Below are 16,521 nucleotides of genomic sequence, written 5' to 3'. Positions count from 1 at the left end.
GAAGTTTCAACTTTTTCTAACGGGCTAATAACATGGCAGGTTCCATGCGTAACCGCGATATTGTCGTCATTGGCGGCTCTGCAGGAGCATCTGCGCCGCTGAAGGATGTCTTGAGCCGGTTGCCGGCCTCTTTACAGGCGGCTGTGTTCGTTGTGTTGCACATACCTGCCCGAGGCATCGGCATTCTCTCGACTGTAGCGAGCGCCGCATCGAAGCTGCCGGTTCGCCAGGCCGAAAGTGGCATGGCAATCGAGAATGGGCACATTTATCTGGCGGCACCCGATCACCATCTGTTGGTGTTCAAAGATAGGATGATTTTGGGCCGAGGCCCGCGGGAAAATATGTCGCGGCCAGCAATAGATCCGCTCTTCCGCTCTGCAGCGCTCCACTATGGACCTCGAGTGATCGGCGTCGTGTTAAGTGGGTTTTTATCCGACGGGGCGGCTGGCCTGAACGCGATCAAACGGTGCGGCGGCATCACCTTAGTGCAAGATCCTGCGGACGCTATCTCTGATGAGATGCCCCGCCGAGCATTAGAGGCGACGGTGGTCGATCTTTGTGTATCGGGCGCCAAGCTTGGTGATGTTCTTTCCGAGTTGGTTCAGGAGATTCCCGATGCTCCTAAGCCCATACCGCCTGAGATCAGACTTGAGGTCGAAATAGCAGCTGGGGAGCGTATCGGAAGTGACACGCTCCTCCCGCTCGCCGATCCGGCTCCATTGACTTGTCCCAGCTGCGGTGGGGTTCTTTCGCAGGTCAAATTTGGCGGGCCTCTTCGCTTTCGCTGTCAAGTCGGTCACGGATATACGGCAGATGCTTTAGCGGGAGAACAGGAAGGCCGCGTCGACGAGGCCCTACGCATTGCGCTGCGTATTATTGAAGAGAGAGCCGAGCTCGTTTCACGAATGCGCGACAGCGCTTGCGATAGCGGAAGAGCCTCCCTGGCGGAAATATATCAGGAACGCTCGGAGGAATATCGGGCTCACGGGGACCTTCTCCGCCAGACAGTGCTCCGTTCGCTCGATCGTCGGTTAAAGAAATAGGACAACGGATGCGAGATCCATTCAATGATCGAGCGGAAGAGCTGAGAAGGGAGCGAGCAGTATTGTCCAGGGCGGCCAAGGACATTGAGGAGGGCTGGAAGCGTATACAGACTCAAGTGGGGCTTTTGTCAAATCTCCAAGTCGCAGGGCACGACACCAAGCAAGCGGAACACCTGTTGCTTCTGCTCAGACAAACCCAACAGGAATGGGAGCGTCATTGCGAGCTAATCAAACACCGAATCTCTTATCTCGAGCGCGTCATCGGCGAAGTTCAAGGGGGCTTGCAACAGTAGCCGACGCAACGATTTCGAAACGTGTTAGGGATGCCTGCCCACGGGCGCCATGGATTTCTACGCCAGAAAGGTGCAAAGTCTGGTACTGGAGCATTGCTTTCATTTATCAAGGGCGCGCGGCATATGGAGAGTCAAGAACCTCGTGCACCGGACTCAGTGCGAAAGGCAGGTTTGCCTTTGATTGTCGGGGTTGGCGCCTCAGCGATTGAGAAGTCGAGTATCGAGCGATTTTTGTCAAAGCTCGACCCCGATCCTAACGTGACGATCGTTCTGGCCTTACAGCATCGAGAGACAATCAATTCGGCGCAAGTAGGAGAGTTATTGGGGGCGTCTAAAGGATTCGCACCTGCGGAACCTCGCGACGGTTCTTCGATACAGGGCGGCGCGATCTACGTTTGCCCTCCCGGAATGATCACTACTGTCATAGGCGATCAGTTCGCGGTGAGAGCAGCTGAGCAACGAGCCGGCGAGAGAGCTACGATCGACAGCTTTCTCATCTCGCTCGCGGAACAGCGAGCTGAAAGATCAATCGGCGTTATCCTAGCCGGGACGGGCGCCGATGGAACGTTAGGGGTTGCTACGCTCAAGGATCATGGAGGACTTGCGATAGCGGAAAAGCCCGCGATCGAGAGTTCGGCGGGACTGGAGGACAGTAACTCGGCGGCCGCCATCGCGGATTTCGTGCTCTCGGCAGTCGAAATTCCTAGCCATATTGAGGATTACGTTCGACATCTTGGACGCTTGGAGGACAAGCAAGGATACGATGAAGTTCTCGCCGCTGCCTCGACATCTTTGTCTCGCATTGCCGATGTCCTGCGCATTCGAACAGGCAACGACTTCCACGGTTACAAGCAAAACACCTTTCTTCGCCGCGTACAGCGGCGCATGCAGGTCGTTCAGATTGAGGATATTTCTACGTACGCAGATTTTCTAAGAAGCGATAAAGAAGAGCCCAAACAGCTTTTTAATGACCTCCTTATCGGCGTCACCGAATTTTTTAGGGACAAGCGGGAATTCGAGGTTTTAGAAACGCAAGTCATCCCAAAACTTTTCGAGGATAAGGCTGATGGCCAACAGGTACGTATATGGGTGCTGGGTTGCGCTACCGGTGAAGAGGCATACTCGATCGGTATCTTAATCCGCGAGCACATGGCTCGCATCGACTCGCCTAGGCAAGCGCAAGTCTTTGCAACCGATATTGATGGTCGAGCGCTCGCGGCGGCCAGAGCGGGACGTTATCGCACAAACATTGAGACCAACATGACGCCGGAGCGACTGCGGCGATGGTTTGTCCGCGAAGGCGACACGTATTGTGTGGTCAAAGAACTTCGGGAGATGTGTATCTTCTCGCAACACAATCTCATCAAAGATGCGCCATTCTCAAAGCTCGATTTGGTCTCTTGCCGCAACCTCCTCATCTACTTAAACGCAGAGCTGCAAAATCGCGTCATTCCACTGTTTCATTTTGCACTTCTGCCTGAACGCTTTCTTTTTCTCGGAAATTCAGAGAACGTTACTCGCCAACCTACCCTTTTCACGCCGGTGGATCGTCGAGCGCGAGTTTTTAAGCGGCTCGATACTGGCACGAGAGTTCCTCCAGAGTTTCCCATCACGACGACCTCAGGCCGGACAACCGCAGAAATACCGTCCGCACGATCTCTCGGTCAGAATGTAGGCCTAGAACGTCGCGCGCAGCGGATTGCGGAGCGCTATTCCCCCGCTTACGTCATAGTAGATGCCAACTTCCAAATACTTCATTTTTCCGGTCACACCGGCCGCTATATTGAGCCAACTCCCGGGGCCGCGACGCTGGATCTGTTAAGTCTTGTGCATCGAGATTTGCGTTTAGAACTACGAAACGCGCTCATTCAAGCTGCTGGAGCCAACGAACCCGCTGTCATCGAACAAATCGAGCTTGAGCTTTATGGAAAGTTGGTGCCAGTCGACATAACCGTAGAACCGCTTTCGGACGGGGTCGGTGCGCGCAACTTTGTTGTCCTATTTAAAAATGGACCGGTGCGCGCGGTACCCAACAACGATCGCGCGTTGAATGTAGTTGTCGGAACCGAGCACGTCGCGCAGTTAGAAAGTGAACTACATGCCACTAGGGAGCGCTTAGAGGCAGCGATCGAGGAGCTTGAGAGCACGAACGAGGAGTTAAAATCCTCAAATGAGGAGTATCAATCCCTAAATGAAGAGCTTCAATCCGCAAACGAGGAGTTAGAGACATCCCGCGAAGAACTCCAGTCTGTGAACGAAGAGTTGACGACTGTGAATGGAGAGCTTTCTCACCGTGTCCAGGAATTGACCCGGGCCAGCAGCGACCTCAAGAATTTCTTTGAGAGCACGGAGATCGCGACTGTTTTTCTTGATAGCGATTTTCAAATCACGAATTTTACGCCGGCGATTACTCAACTTTTTCATCTCGTTGAAACGGACATCGGCAGACCAATCGCTCATATCAAAGCTCGCATTCCAGTCGAGGAACTGTATGACGATGCGCTACGAGTGATGCGCACACTCGAGGGTGCAGAACGAGAGTTGACCTCGAATGATACTGGAAGGCGATACATCGTTCGCATCTCGCCTTATCGAAGTATCGATAATTTTGCCGCGGGCGTGGTTATCACGTTTGTAGACGTCACCGCTCTTATTCGGGCGGAGGAACGGCAACGCTTGCTGCTGGCTGAACTTCAACATCGCGTTCGAAATACCCTTGGTGTGGTTCGTTCCATAGCCAGACGCTCTGCAGAAACAAGCTTGAACGTGGAGGAATACGCGTCTCACCTCGATGGCCGGCTCAACGCATTTGCCAGAACGCAAGCTCTGGTGACACGTGATCCGGAAGGAGGTGTCGATCTTGAATATTTGGTCGTCGAGGAATTGCTCGGCTACAATGCAACAGAGGGGGAACAGCTGCTTGTTTCGGGGCCGGTTGTCCGCCTACAGCCGAAGGCCGCGGAGACTTTCGCGCTCGCTGTACACGAGCTGGCCACGAACGCCCTAAAATACGGAGCACTAAGCGACCCATCGGGACGTATCGAAGTTAACTGGAACTTGGAAGAATCGGCTGTTCCGCCACGGCTCGTTTTCGTATGGCACGAGAAACTTGGTCCGCCAGTGAGCCCTCCTACTCGAAGGGGGTTTGGGACTGAATTGCTGGAGAGGACACTGGCTTTTGAGTTCAAAGGGCAGACCACCATGATTTTCGATATCTCGGGTCTTCACTGTACGATTAGTGTTCCGCTCAGCCAAAGGATCCTGCACACGCCGATAGTGAGCGACTAATGACGTCGCTGCTCGATCAAAGCCCAGCGCGACCTGTAATCCAGCGGCTCAAGGTAATGCGTCAACTTGCTGATGACGAAGTCGTCGCCCTTGAGCAGGCCATTCGTGAAGCCATACGGCGGGGACGTGCAGGGGAAGATTTGATTTGCGAGGGAGACTGTATCGACAGCGTGCGGATTATTTTGTCGGGTTGGCTCTGTCGTTACAAGGCTTTGGAAAATGGCCGTCGGCAAATTCTTAATTTTGTCCTGCCCGGAGAAACATGCGACGCATACGCTTACCTCTTATCGCGAACGGACCACTCCATCGGAGCGATTACACCTGTTGTCTACGCAGACATTAAGCGAGCGCGCTTCGAACAACTTATAAAAACTCACACGTCGCTTGGCGAAGCATTCTGGTGCGAAACCCTCTTGATGGGAACGATCCAGCGAGAGTGGGCGGTAAACCTCGGTCGCCGTATGGCTTTGGAGCGAGTGGCGCACATCTTGTGCGAACTCTTCGAGCGTCTTCGTCCGGTTGGTTTACTAGACGGAAATACTTGCAGTTTTCCTTTGACGCAAATGGATTTGGCAGATGCGACGGGGTTGTCAGTTGTCCATCTCAACCGGACGCTCCAGGAGCTACGGAGCGCCAAGTTAATATCGTTGCGCGAAAGAATCCTAAGGATCGAAGACTTAAACGGGCTTAAACGAATTGCGTTGTTCTCGCCGACTTATTTGTATCTCTACCAGAAGCATTGATACCGAGAATTCCGTATTCAAAGACTTCTGGATGTTTCCCCAATTGCCGTACGCTCTATTTGCCGACAGAGGAGCTCCACTACGTCCCGGCATTCCCGGGGTTTAGTAACTATTGAGAGGTGGGAGTATCTCGCGGGAATGACGTTGCCATCGTATCCAGTGTAAATTGCGACAGGGACATTTCGCTTAAGTAGTTCGTCGAGAAGCTGGTACACTAAAATGCCGTCGACATTTACGTCCAGCACCGCTCCAGAGAGAAAATCGGGCAAATTCGCCTTCGCCTCGTCTACATTGTGAAAGGGGCCGACTACTCGATAGCCCGCCTTTTCGACGAACCGAGCGCAATCGTCAGCGATGAAATATTCGTCTTCGACGATCAGTATGGGATGCTTCATGATCTGATCTCCCACGACTCAAACGCCGTGGAGAGCTAATGGTTGCCAAACTGCATCACAGCGTCTCAGTGCCTTCCTGAACCAAAAGGCACCGACCGCGGCTGCTCCTCAAAATCCAGCGATTTTCTCCCGGCATTCGACGCAGTTGGGTAATTAATCCTGACAGGTTCCTTCAGAACGCCCCCTTTGCAGCGCCGAAATTGAAATAAAACTGTCAGGAGACCGCAGTTTAGCCGGGGTTTTTAACATATGAGGGTGCGCATCTATATGCACTTGGGAGAATAGGCCAATGCCACCAGTAGTGGAGCGGCCAGAATGACCCACACATTGCTCTATCAAGTGCCCAACGTCCCCACTTCTGCAAGAAGCGGAGACACTCCTCACGGCTGCGAAGGGTTGCTGCGACAGGGTCGAAGAATCGAAGGGTTATCTGCCATCGAGATGGTCCGCGTCCCACCCCAGCAGCTCAAGGAAACACTTAATGCGAACCCACATCACTAGCCGCACCTGGATGCCTGAACAACTCGAGGAACTAAGGGCTCTCGTCACTGCTGGAGCATCTCCAGCGCGCGCCGCGGCTCGGCTAAAACGATCGATCGCCTCCGTTCAAATAAAGGCTAAGGACGAGGGCTTTCCATTTGTAGATCGACGCATAGTCAAGCGACAGCAGCGCAAACTCGAGGCTGAATCGCGTCGTGGGCTGGGATAAACGGTAACGTTTCTCCTCTGGCGCGATATGCTTTGGGGTCTTTTCGATGTGTTCGGTCACGAGGTGACCTATTTCTCTGGGAACGAGCCGAGAAGATTGGCTTTCATCGTAAGGCGAAGAAAGCTCTCCATCTCCCGCTCAACTTCGCTACGGTCTCTGAGTTTCAGAGATCACCGGCACCCGGCCGGTTTCCCCCTTTATCACCGGCCGGGCTGCCCGACGAAGATCTACAAACGTCGGAGATTCCGTCCCGAGCATGACACTGCTCGCGCGTGCCGGCGCTGGCGAAGCGAAGCAGGAACCTAAAAAATTAATTCGCGTTTTGTCAGCGACCGGGTGTATCGCGTAGGAGCCCCTGGAATGCCTTGGGATACGCAATTCGATGCCGTTGTGGAGCTGCCCAATGGACATCCCCTGTTCACACTCGCCGATGCGCGCACGTATATTCTAAAGCTTTCGGCCGAAGTGAGAGATTCACAAAGCGCACGGACTGCGGCAGACGCGTTGATCGCGGCGGCGTCCGGCGTTGGAGCGATTTCAGCTGCGCACGCGGCGATGGTTCTGTTAGTTCAAGAGCAGTGGGAACCGACCGAAAGTGGCGGCGAAGATCTCTGACATGCGATCCCGCGCGCCGCGACCCGTTTATGTTTTTCCCTCCACACTGTCCAATTGGGAACGGGCCTGACTGATGGAGGTTCGATAAGAGTCGCGTTGACCGAAGTCTCCTGCTGAAAGTCGGCGCGGCAGCGGCCGGCTGGTGCTCATTTAATGCCAGCCGGCCTCCTTTTTCGATCGCCCCGATGCGCAGGCCATCACAATCTGTAACCTGCCCACGTCTCGCCATGAGCACCCGGTTTGGCTCGTCTTTTACTCTCCTTCGGCTCCCAACACATGGGCCAGCTCTCACGATAGCCGTGCCGACCGTTGCTTCGCTCCCGAATTCGCGTTGCGAGAAGGATGGATTGCTCAGAGATGTGAATCATAGACTGCGCCACCGGAACATACCCAAAAACGTTTGCTTGGTAGTCATCATCCCTCGTCTCAGAGAGGCAGCCAATGTACCACCATGTCAAAAAGCTTATGTACACCGTTAGAGTAGATGAGCCCGATCCGCGTTTCGGGAATATGCTGCTTGAACAATTCGGCGGCGCTAACGGGGAGCTCGCTGCAGCCATGCAGTACTCCATCCAAGGACTGAATTGCGAAGATCCGGACCGCAAAGATCTTCTTATGGATATCGGCACTGAAGAACTGAGTCATTTAGAAATCGTAGGATGCCTCGCGCGGATGCATCTCAAGCCGATGAAGTTTGATCGGGAGAAGGCCGAAGCTGATCCGCTAATCGCGATTGCCGGGGGCGGAGGTGTTAATCTCTTCAACTCTCAGGGCAATCCCTGGACGGCCGACTATCTGAAGATTACCGGCGAACTCGACGTCGATCTCCGTAGCAACATTGCAGCAGAAGCGCGCGCCAAGATCGTCTACGAGCGACTCATCAATTTTTGCGATGACGCTGGCAGCAAGGATGCTTTGCAATTCTTGATGACTCGCGAAATCACACACATGAAAGCATTTTCCGCGGCGCTCGAAAGTATGAAGAAGCCTGCTTTCTCGATCGGCAAGATCGCACCGACTCCCGGCCTCGTGAACCAGTTTTTCAACGATTCGACAGGAGTGGGAGACGAAGGTGAGATTGATACGAGGGGCCCATGGAATGAGGGGGGAGAATGGGAGATCGTAACATCGCCAGCTCTCTCGCCGAATGGATCGGCACCTGACGCAGCAATAAAGACTGAGAGCGCGCCTCAAGTCGTTCCGGAGGGTATCCAGGAACTCTTGATAGACGAACTTCGCGACATCCTTCACGCCGAGAAGCAGCTGACGAAGGCGCTACCACAAATGGCTAAATCCGCTCGATTTGATCGCTTGCGCGAATGCTTCGAGCAGCATCTTCTCGAGACCGAGGAACAGATCGAAAGGCTAAACGAGTGTTTTTCGCTGCTCGATGTTACTGCTCGAGCGAAGCCCTGCAAAGGAATGATGGGCCTAGTCGAGGAAGGACAGGAAGTAATGGAGAAAGGGGAGCGCAAAGAGGATGCGTTTGCTGACCTAGCCCTTATCGGCGCAGCACAGCGCGTCGAACACTACGAGATCTCGGGCTACACCACCGCAAAAAACTTAGCACAGCAAGCCCGACACAGCGCCATCGTTGCGCTCCTTTCAAAGTCACTGGCTGAAGAAGAGAACGCCGACCAACTGCTAAACCAGATTGCCCGCAGTTTGATGTCGGTTGCAAAGATGCCGGAAGCGGTAGAACAAACGGCTCCGGTATAATAAGACAACGACGTATTAGCTTCCAATCGCCACAGGCGGTTAACCCGGGACCCAATATGCGCTCCTTAGATCGATTATCCGACCACGGGCCAGACATGGTCTAGCCCGTGGGTCCCGGCGTTCCGCTAAGTGATCGTCAGCGTCCGCTACCGCCTTCTCCTCCCGATGTCCCGGCATTTCCAGTCGCTGGATTCCGGTCTTGCGTTGTCGGTGACGGTGAAGTCGCCGACCCCCTGGGTGAGGTCCCTGCTCCCGTGGTTGATGGAGCAGTCGGGCTGTTCATCGCGCCGCCTCGCATCCCCTCTTTGGACGTTTCCGAGGTCGGGCTGGTTGGACTTTGGTTCGCCCCACCTTGGGGCTGGCTCGTCTGGGCAATTGCACCGGTGGTGAGAAGTCCAGCCGCAACGATAGCACTAAGAATGGTCTTCATGGATTCGCTCCTTGTTTACACGTGACTGCGAACGATCCACATGACTGCTTGTTCCTCTCGCCGGAAACCGCAGCGCGCCGACGAAACTCGTTGAAGCAGGAGCATTGCCTATCCAGGCCTGGGGTCAGCCTTAAGCGACCAGGTGAGCCGGCGCCGGCCGTAATAGAAAGGCGCGACCGATCGTCCTCTAAGGGAACAGAACAATTAGCTTTCGATTGCGATGGTGGCAACTCGTTGTCGGAGTCGGCGGTACCAAAGAAGCGCAGCGGTATCGATCGCTGAACAATCTGATCGTGAGCGTTGCCGCCACGCAACCAAGGGCCGCCAATCGTCCGGCGGACGAGATCAAGATTCGAAGGAATCCGAGGAGAAACACGATGGCAAAGGTCAGAGACATTTTCGTTACCGGCCTTCCCCGCGCCCGCGATCTAGGATTGGGGATAAGATAGATGACAACCAAATCAAAGAGAAAGAGCAATAAGGACGCTCGAAGAACGATGAAGAAGCGAACTCTCACCGCAGCTTCGAGAGCGAGCGATAGGGACGCTCGAAAAACGATGAGAAAGGACTCTCTCGACAAATTTACGAAAAAGATCACACCGGTTACCCTCGATGCGCCTGCAGAAACCGTTAGTCATGGCACTCCCCCCGCATCCGCGGAAAATGGCCTCGCGAATGCGAGCGAGTTGAACGAGAACGCGCTGACGGAAAGAGCGAAACTGCAGGAAAGCATGATTGTCCAAGATTTCGCCCATGAGTGGTTCGAGTTCTTTGGCGAGCGGTCGCGACAGCAAATGCTTCTGATGAAGGCGATTCAGGACTGCCGGTCATTGCCAGATTTGCAGCAGGCCTACAGCGAGTTTTGGCAGAACGCATTTACCCAGTATATCGAGGAACCGCGGCGCATCCTGCGGATCACACAGGAAGCTGTGAGCGGCGCATCCCATGGCGCTACGAAAGCCACCCTGCATTAGGCGGACTCAGCTGACATCGCCTGCAACTACGGCGCCGCACCAAGCAAACGCCAAGGCAGCGAGCATACTGGCGGAGCGGTCTCATGAATCTCCGCAGAATTGGTGATCCGAGCCGGTCGACGGACCCCACAGAAATGACCGCAGTTGGCAAGCACATCAGGAGGATGTTCAATGGACAACGATAGAATTGCAGGCGCTGCAAATGATGCAGCGGGCAAAGTCGAGAGTGCAAAGGGCGTTGCCGCAGGCGAAGCTACCGGGCGCGTACGACAAGCGTCGACTGTTGCGCAGAACCTCTATGGTCAGGCCAAAGATGTCGCGTCGACGCTGGCGAAGCCGCAGGTAACATCGCGAAGGACGCGATGGACACCGGTAGCGAATACTATCGCGAAGGTAGCCGCGCACTCGCCTCGACTGTGAAGGAGCAACCTCTCGGCTCATTGCTCGTTGCCGGCGCCATTGGCTTCGTGCTGGCACTGGTGCTCAACAGACCGCCATTGCACCGTACCTCGCGCGACTACTCCGATCGCTGAATGGGCGGCGCCAACTGCGCGCAACTTTCGGGAAATCTCTGCGCAGTATCTGCGCCGAAGATAGGACCTCGCCGCGATGGAACAAGGAACGAGCCATCGCTGGGTGATTATCGGCGGAAGCAATGGATCAAATCGCCCATGTACCAACCGGCAATACTCCCGATGAGAAAAGGTACCGCCATCGAGAGTAGCGACGCCAGTTGATCCAGGGGTTCAATCCCGTTTTGCAGATAACCCATTGTCGACTTGCGCTCCATTAGACAACACGTCGACGTCCTGCGATCATGCCATAAGCCAGCAAAACGACAATGGCGCCAACCACGGCGCCGATCAGCCCTGCCCCCTCGCCGGGGCGATACCAACCGAGCGTCTGGCCAAGAAACGTCGCAACAAACGCTCCCACGATTCCCAAAATGGCCGTGAGAATGAAGCCAGTCGGCTCGTTGTCTCCCGGCATTATGAACTTCGCAATGACGCCGGCAATGAACCCAATGATGATCGTCCATATAATGCCCATGTGCAGATCCTTCGCTATTGGTTGTCTAGTGGGGGAGCCGGCCGTCAGGCGTATATTGATCGACAGCCGTAGGAAGCTCACGCGACAGTCGCGCCAAAAGCTCCTCTTGCGACAGGCCGGTTTGCTGCTCCAGCGCAGCTAACACGTCTGGTCCGATGGCCTGTTTCAGCTGAGGGGCCGGAAGCTCTTTATTAGGTCCCTTATTTATCCAAGACTCTGCGGCATCTCCCTGACCGTTCTGTTTGAAACGCTCGCGTAGTTCTTGGAGCCCGCCGCCCAAGAGCCCTCCGATCCCAGTACCCGCGAGCCCGCCACTCAAATTACCAAGCACTCCGTCCAACGGTCCCTTCTCGTTGCTCGCACCGGGCTGGGTATTGCCCGCGCCCTTCAGCAACTCCGCGAGCTTGTCCCTGTTCTGATAACCCGCCAGAGCGAGCAAACCCAACAACGCCGTCATCGATGGGAAACCGCGTGACATGTGTAGCTCCTGACGCTGAGTGACTGCGGCGGCAACGTTCCATTTCTGCGTGGGTTCCGCATTGAATTGTCCACCGCAATCGACAATGGGCCGGAGAGTCTGGCGTCCGGTAGTGCCAGCCGGACGTGAACTCGAGCTATATAGCTAAGGCCGCAGGACTACTTTTACGCATCCGTCTTTTTTCTCTCGAAAGGTCTTGTACAGCTCGGGGCCATCCTCCAGAGGCGCTCGATGCGTGATTACAAATGAAGGGTCGATTTCACCTTTCTCAATTCGTTCGAGGAGCAGGGGCAGGTAGCGTTGCACCGGCGTTTGAGCCATGCGAAACGTCAGGCCTCGATTGATTGCTGACCCCATGGGTATCTTGTCCAGGAAGCCACCGTAAACGCCCACGATCGACACGGTCCCAAAATTGCGGCAGCAGTGAATTGCCTGTCGCAGAACGTGTGGTCGATCTGTACCCATGAAGGTGGCGACTTTGATGCGATCGACGACGGCATCAAAACCGGATGCTGTAGACGGCTCGGTTCCGACCGCGTCGATACAAGCATCGGCGCCGCGGCCGCTCGTCATATCTTGGATGCGGTCGTAAACGTCATCTTGTCTGAAATCGATTGTCTGGGCACCCGCAGTCCGGGCCATTTCGAGACGTTCCGGTACCGTATCGATTGCAATGACACGCTCAGCGCCAAGCAAAAAGGCACTTCTAATCGCAAATTGGCCGACCGGCCCGCAGCCCCAGATGGCAACTGTCTCGCCACCCTTCAGATCACAGAATTCGGCGGCCATGTATCCGGTCGGAAAAATGTCCGACAGAAAAAGAACCTGCTCATCGCTGAGCCCGGAGGGCACCTTGAGGGGACCTACATCCGCGTAGGGGATGCGAAGAAATTCGGCTTGTCCGCCCGCGTATCCGCCGAGCAGATGCGAATAACCGAAAAGGCCTGCGGGGGAATGACCCCACATCTTTTCGGCCTTCTTGGCGTCCGGGTTAGAGCGCTCACATCCTGAATAGAAGCCACGCTTGCAAAAGAAGCACTGGCCGCAAGAGATCGTGAAGGGGACTACTACCCGATCGCCGACCTCTAGCGCTTTGTTTTCTGCTCCAACCTCGACCACCTCGCCCATCGTCTCGTGGCCGAGCACATCGCCAGATTCCATCGAAGGGATTACGCCATCGAAGATATGTAGGTCCGAGCCACAGATCGCGCAGGCTGTCACTTTGATAATCGCGTCGTGACCGTCCTCGATCTTCGGATCTGGAACGCTTTCGCAGCGGATGTCGCTCTTCCCGTGCCAGGTTAATGCCTTCATATCATCCCTCCGGTTCAATCTCCTTGACCACAAATTTCGGCTTATGAGCTTGTTCCGGAAGGTCGCTCACTACTTATCGTTTCCCGTAAGGTAAAAATGACATCACGTCTAAGCGGATGCATAAACCGTCGCCGGCTCGGAAGGGTGAAAGACCGGAAAATTCCTTCTGCACAGTTCAGACATTAAGCCGTTTCTTTCGGTGCAACATCGTGAGGATCTCCACGTTAGCCATGGCTGCATCTCAACGGAGGCAACGCCTTGGATTTAGCAACACTCGTAGGGACCGCTGCAGCTGGGCTTACGTCTCTCTCTTACCTTCCGCAGGTCTGTAAAGCTTGGCCAGCTGGCGCAACTGACGGCTTGTCCTGGAGAACGCTTGTTGTCCTCACCGCGGGCCTAATGGGCTGGATTGGGTACGGACTGATGAAAGGGGATTGGGTGCTCGTGGCCGCCAATTTCGTGGGAGCAACACTATCGGGAGCTGTTCTGCTCCTGAAGGTCCGCGACATGTGGGGATTGAACAAGCTCTGGTAATCCGGGCGCGGCAGATATCGCGTGGCCCACCCTTTTAATACTCATCGGTATTTCAGCCTAGTTGATCTACCTTTGGAGCACTGCCCTTTAGATTCCTCCGGAGCTTTCCCTTCGACGATCTTTTTTAGGATGATAAAATCACGCATATGAACGGGGCAAGCATTCAGAATACAAAAAGTCACCCTGGCCAGCTCCTCTTCCCGTTTGCGAAACCTCTGAAACTCCTGCTCGTCAAGCAACTCACGGGTTATGAGATTGACTCCCAATTGTCTCTTCCTTTCGAAGATTTATCGCAACGGACGCGGCAGGTCAGACGTGCATGTGAACAAGTGTCGAGTGGACGCAACACAAAGGATGCCGCCTGCATTCACCACTCTCTTTTTTACAGCGTACCGTGCCGAACAGGTTCCGGCTTTAACACCCGTTAATAATCGCTTTGTTTTCGGTGCACCCCTCAACAATCTTTTGCCCGGATCTCAAACGATGATTCCAGGAATGATTCACATAGGTGAATGACAGATGGCCAACGTGGGCTAAATTGGGTGCGAGTTTTTTGTCGGTCGACAATAGGGCGCTCGAGGGAAACTCGCGGCCGTCACTCCGTCCGCCGTGACCATGCTTCTATCGACATCATAAAACTCAAACGCTGTCGCCGGTTCGGGCGGCAGCTATTCTACCGCAAATTGTGAACGTCGGTAGGTGCGGAGTAATCGCACTGACACGTCGTTTGGTTAGGCTTTATTTTCGGGGCGGCCTCGCGCCCCAAACTCTTCCTGCTTAAGATGATTCCTGAAAATCACGTCCGCGCCGTCAATTGGATTATACGTTTCTTCCCGTCAAAGCCGCACTGCCGTTTCTTTAGGTCGCAGGCATCAGTGCCTAGTGTTTGCTGGCGGGAGAAGACCGTCCGGAGACAAGCCATCAACTCAATAACCGTATCCGTTGAACACTTGATGATGTCGCGCGTTGGCCCCGCCAAGGAGCCAATCATGACCGCCAAGGACCAACAAGGCATCGTCCGCGACAACAGGGGTGAAGATCAACCGGCTGATAAGGAACGCGCTCAGGACGTGACCTCTGTCGAAGAGAAGGCAAGAAACGAGAAGCGAAACAAGAAGCCTAAGTCGCGGCCTGTCCACGAAGATCGAAAATGATTCGTGAGCCGCGCTGGCGTGCCCTACTACCGTTTCGCTCTTCGTGCCACTGCACGACAACGCCCAGGGTATTCTGACGGCGCGCAGTAATCACTTCTAACTTCTGAGCTTCCGAGCGACCACTGCCTGTTGGAGTACTGTCAGGGCTCGTCCGAGGAGGATTCACAATGGCAGACGATCGAGATAATCGAGGAGAACCGGATCGGAGTAAGGTCAGCGTGGATGATCCCTATGAAGTAAGGTACTGGACCGATCGTCTGCGGTGCACGGAGGAAGAGCTACAAAAAGCTGTGCGCGCGGTTGGTGTAAGTGTATCGGCAGTTGAGGATTATATCCAAAACAAGAAGCGCGGCGACTAGGTCTCTTCCATGGGCGATTGGGATCGATCGTCCTGTTGTCCACGCGCGGTGATCCTTGCAGGGGTTGCGTCTCAGCTCGGCTTAGGCCGGGCTAAGCCTGCCTTCGGAATCTGCGGAAATCGGCCGTCGGACGACTTGTCACTAACGGAACCCACCAAGATCATTTCCGTTGTTGCGAAATCAGCGGGTTTCCGCCCAAGAGACAATTTCGGGAGAGCACCATGAAACGTACTGCTTTCATCTTTGCCTGCCTGCTTGTAGCTACACCAGCACTCGCACAATCTGTTGGGGAGAAGACGGGTGTAAATTCCGCACTGGGCGTTACTCCGGCAACCGCAGACTTTGTTAAGGAAGTCGCTATCAGCGACATGTTCGAGATCGAGTCGAATAAGCTCGCTCAAAACAAAGGAACGGCTGCAGAGAAGACGTTCGCCGCTCAAATGGTGACAGATCACACCAAAACCAGCTCGGAATTGAAGTCACTTGTCTCTGGCGGAAAAGTCAGCGCGCAAATTCCTACCGAATTAGACAGCGCACACAAGAGCAAACTGGATAAACTTAAAGGCCTTACAGGCAAGGACTTCAGTGCAAGCTTCACTGATATGCAAGTCGACGCGCACAAAGATGCTGTATCCCTCTTTGAGCGATATGGCAAAGGTGGCGACAACGCCGACCTGAAAAGTTGGGCCTCAAAGACTCTGCCTGCGCTAAAGCATCATTTGGAGATGGCACAAAAGTTGGAGAAGGCTGAGAAGTAATTCGTTCCCGAGCCTCAACGCGGGCGTTCAGCTTGTCCTGACTTTTACCTCCATTTCGGCGAGAGGTATTGCGATGACAAGCGAACGATATGTCCATTTCCTCGTAAAGGTGACCAGCGGACTGCCGCAACGATGTCGCGTGTCGCTACGTGTTCTGGCTACCTTGGACGGAACATGCCCGATCAGTGCGCAACTTGAACAAGCCACGCGACTTTTCTTGAAACATCATCGCATGATCGAATCGCTGGCGCGGAGGAAATTGTCCTCCTCGAAGGAGCCAATGAAGTGGGTGACAATAGCCGCGAATGACCTGGATCCCACGGGCACGGACAAACACTGAGCGGGAAACCCGGCAATAAGGCGCACAGTCGCCGTTTATTGGGACCTCATATCAGACAGTCGCCGCGCTCCATAATTGGGCGCCGCTTTTTGATTAATGCGAAGCTCGCGACGTGAGCCGGCTGCTTGAACCCACCGACATGTGGCTGGTGGCCTCACCGGATTATCTTAAGCGTGCCGGCACACCGCAGAAGGTATTCGACCTTGCGAACCATCGTGGGATCCTGACAATCAGCGACTCAATTATTGGACGATCGACGATCAGTCAATCCGCGGCCAGTAGCACATCAGCACCGGCAACATGTCCGTCACTTACGACGCAGTAT

Annotated in this window: 14 protein-coding genes and 1 pseudogene; 11 read left to right on the top strand and 4 right to left on the bottom strand. The window is 54.6% G+C overall.

All coding sequences use genetic code 11. The annotated features are described in order from the left end of the window. The first annotated feature begins 44 nt into the window (after nt 1-44). From ACP0KA_RS15410 to ACP0KA_RS15400, 3 genes are all read left to right on the top strand, one after another. On the top strand, nt 45-1,043 hold the full coding sequence (locus ACP0KA_RS15410; protein WP_424629621.1) for a chemotaxis protein CheB: 999 nt from the start codon (nt 45-47) through the stop codon (nt 1,041-1,043). Nucleotides 1,044-1,459: 416 nt separating this feature from the next. Next, the gene (locus ACP0KA_RS15405; RefSeq protein WP_424631617.1) at nt 1,460-4,624 is read left to right on the top strand and encodes a CheR family methyltransferase; all 3,165 of its coding nucleotides are present in this window, start codon (nt 1,460-1,462) and stop codon (nt 4,622-4,624) included. Further along, the gene (locus ACP0KA_RS15400; protein WP_424629620.1) at nt 4,624-5,367 is read left to right on the top strand and encodes a Crp/Fnr family transcriptional regulator; all 744 of its coding nucleotides are present in this window, start codon (nt 4,624-4,626) and stop codon (nt 5,365-5,367) included. The genes ACP0KA_RS15405 and ACP0KA_RS15400 overlap by 1 nt, the downstream gene beginning before the upstream one ends. Nucleotides 5,368-5,384: 17 nt before the next feature. On the opposite strand, the gene ACP0KA_RS15395 is transcribed toward ACP0KA_RS15400, so the two are convergent. After that, the gene (locus ACP0KA_RS15395) at nt 5,385-5,762 is read right to left on the bottom strand and encodes a response regulator (RefSeq protein ID WP_424629619.1); all 378 of its coding nucleotides are present in this window, start codon (nt 5,760-5,762) and stop codon (nt 5,385-5,387) included. A 1,069-nt stretch (nt 5,763-6,831) separates the two neighbouring features. Between ACP0KA_RS15395 and ACP0KA_RS15390 the strand changes: the two genes are divergently transcribed. The 4 genes and pseudogenes from ACP0KA_RS15390 to ACP0KA_RS15375 all read left to right on the top strand — a co-directional run bounded on the left by ACP0KA_RS15390 (nt 6,832) and on the right by ACP0KA_RS15375 (nt 10,742). Next, nucleotides 6,832-7,086: a hypothetical protein gene (locus ACP0KA_RS15390; RefSeq protein ID WP_424629618.1), complete on the top strand. Its 255-nt coding sequence runs from the start codon at nt 6,832-6,834 to the stop codon at nt 7,084-7,086. A gap of 441 nt (nt 7,087-7,527) precedes the next feature. Beyond that, entirely contained in the window at nt 7,528-8,805 is a 1,278-nt protein-coding gene (locus tag ACP0KA_RS15385) for a DUF892 family protein (protein ID WP_424629617.1), read from the top strand. A gap of 879 nt (nt 8,806-9,684) precedes the next feature. Then, a complete protein-coding gene (locus ACP0KA_RS15380) occupies nt 9,685-10,209 on the top strand; it encodes a hypothetical protein (RefSeq protein WP_424629616.1) in 525 nt (174 codons plus the stop codon). A gap of 171 nt (nt 10,210-10,380) precedes the next feature. Continuing rightward, a pseudogene (locus ACP0KA_RS15375) lies at nt 10,381-10,742 on the top strand (CsbD family protein). 256 nt (nt 10,743-10,998) lie between these two features. Here the strand turns inward: ACP0KA_RS15375 and ACP0KA_RS15370 are convergent. The 3 genes from ACP0KA_RS15370 to ACP0KA_RS15360 all read right to left on the bottom strand — a co-directional run bounded on the left by ACP0KA_RS15370 (nt 10,999) and on the right by ACP0KA_RS15360 (nt 13,051). Then, the gene (locus tag ACP0KA_RS15370) at nt 10,999-11,259 is read right to left on the bottom strand and encodes a GlsB/YeaQ/YmgE family stress response membrane protein (protein ID WP_424629615.1); all 261 of its coding nucleotides are present in this window, start codon (nt 11,257-11,259) and stop codon (nt 10,999-11,001) included. A 25-nt stretch (nt 11,260-11,284) separates the two neighbouring features. Further along, nucleotides 11,285-11,737: a YidB family protein gene (locus ACP0KA_RS15365; protein ID WP_424629614.1), complete on the bottom strand. Its 453-nt coding sequence runs from the start codon at nt 11,735-11,737 to the stop codon at nt 11,285-11,287. 144 nt (nt 11,738-11,881) lie between these two features. Beyond that, on the bottom strand, nt 11,882-13,051 hold the full coding sequence (locus ACP0KA_RS15360) for a zinc-dependent alcohol dehydrogenase (protein WP_424629613.1): 1,170 nt from the start codon (nt 13,049-13,051) through the stop codon (nt 11,882-11,884). A 258-nt stretch (nt 13,052-13,309) separates the two neighbouring features. Here ACP0KA_RS15360 and ACP0KA_RS15355 point away from each other — a divergent pair, with 258 nt between their 5' ends. The 4 genes from ACP0KA_RS15355 to ACP0KA_RS15340 all read left to right on the top strand — a co-directional run bounded on the left by ACP0KA_RS15355 (nt 13,310) and on the right by ACP0KA_RS15340 (nt 15,856). Next, a complete protein-coding gene (locus ACP0KA_RS15355) occupies nt 13,310-13,585 on the top strand; it encodes a SemiSWEET family sugar transporter (RefSeq protein WP_424629612.1) in 276 nt (91 codons plus the stop codon). Nucleotides 13,586-14,574: 989 nt separating this feature from the next. Beyond that, nucleotides 14,575-14,739, top strand: coding sequence for a hypothetical protein (locus ACP0KA_RS15350; protein ID WP_424629611.1), 165 nt, complete (start codon nt 14,575-14,577; stop codon nt 14,737-14,739). A 167-nt stretch (nt 14,740-14,906) separates the two neighbouring features. After that, nucleotides 14,907-15,098 (top strand): DUF3606 domain-containing protein, encoded by a 192-nt coding sequence (locus ACP0KA_RS15345; RefSeq protein WP_424629610.1) that lies wholly within the window; start codon nt 14,907-14,909, stop codon nt 15,096-15,098. A 221-nt stretch (nt 15,099-15,319) separates the two neighbouring features. Then, nucleotides 15,320-15,856: a DUF4142 domain-containing protein gene (locus ACP0KA_RS15340; RefSeq protein ID WP_424629609.1), complete on the top strand. Its 537-nt coding sequence runs from the start codon at nt 15,320-15,322 to the stop codon at nt 15,854-15,856. Nucleotides 15,857-16,521: the final 665 nt, after the last annotated feature.

It is taken from the genome of Bradyrhizobium sp. SYSU BS000235, assembly GCF_049747295.1.
Taxonomy (GTDB): Bacteria; Pseudomonadota; Alphaproteobacteria; order Rhizobiales; family Xanthobacteraceae; genus Afipia.
Note: the sequence above shows the minus strand (reverse complement) of the source record. Positions and strands in the feature narration are given on the sequence as shown.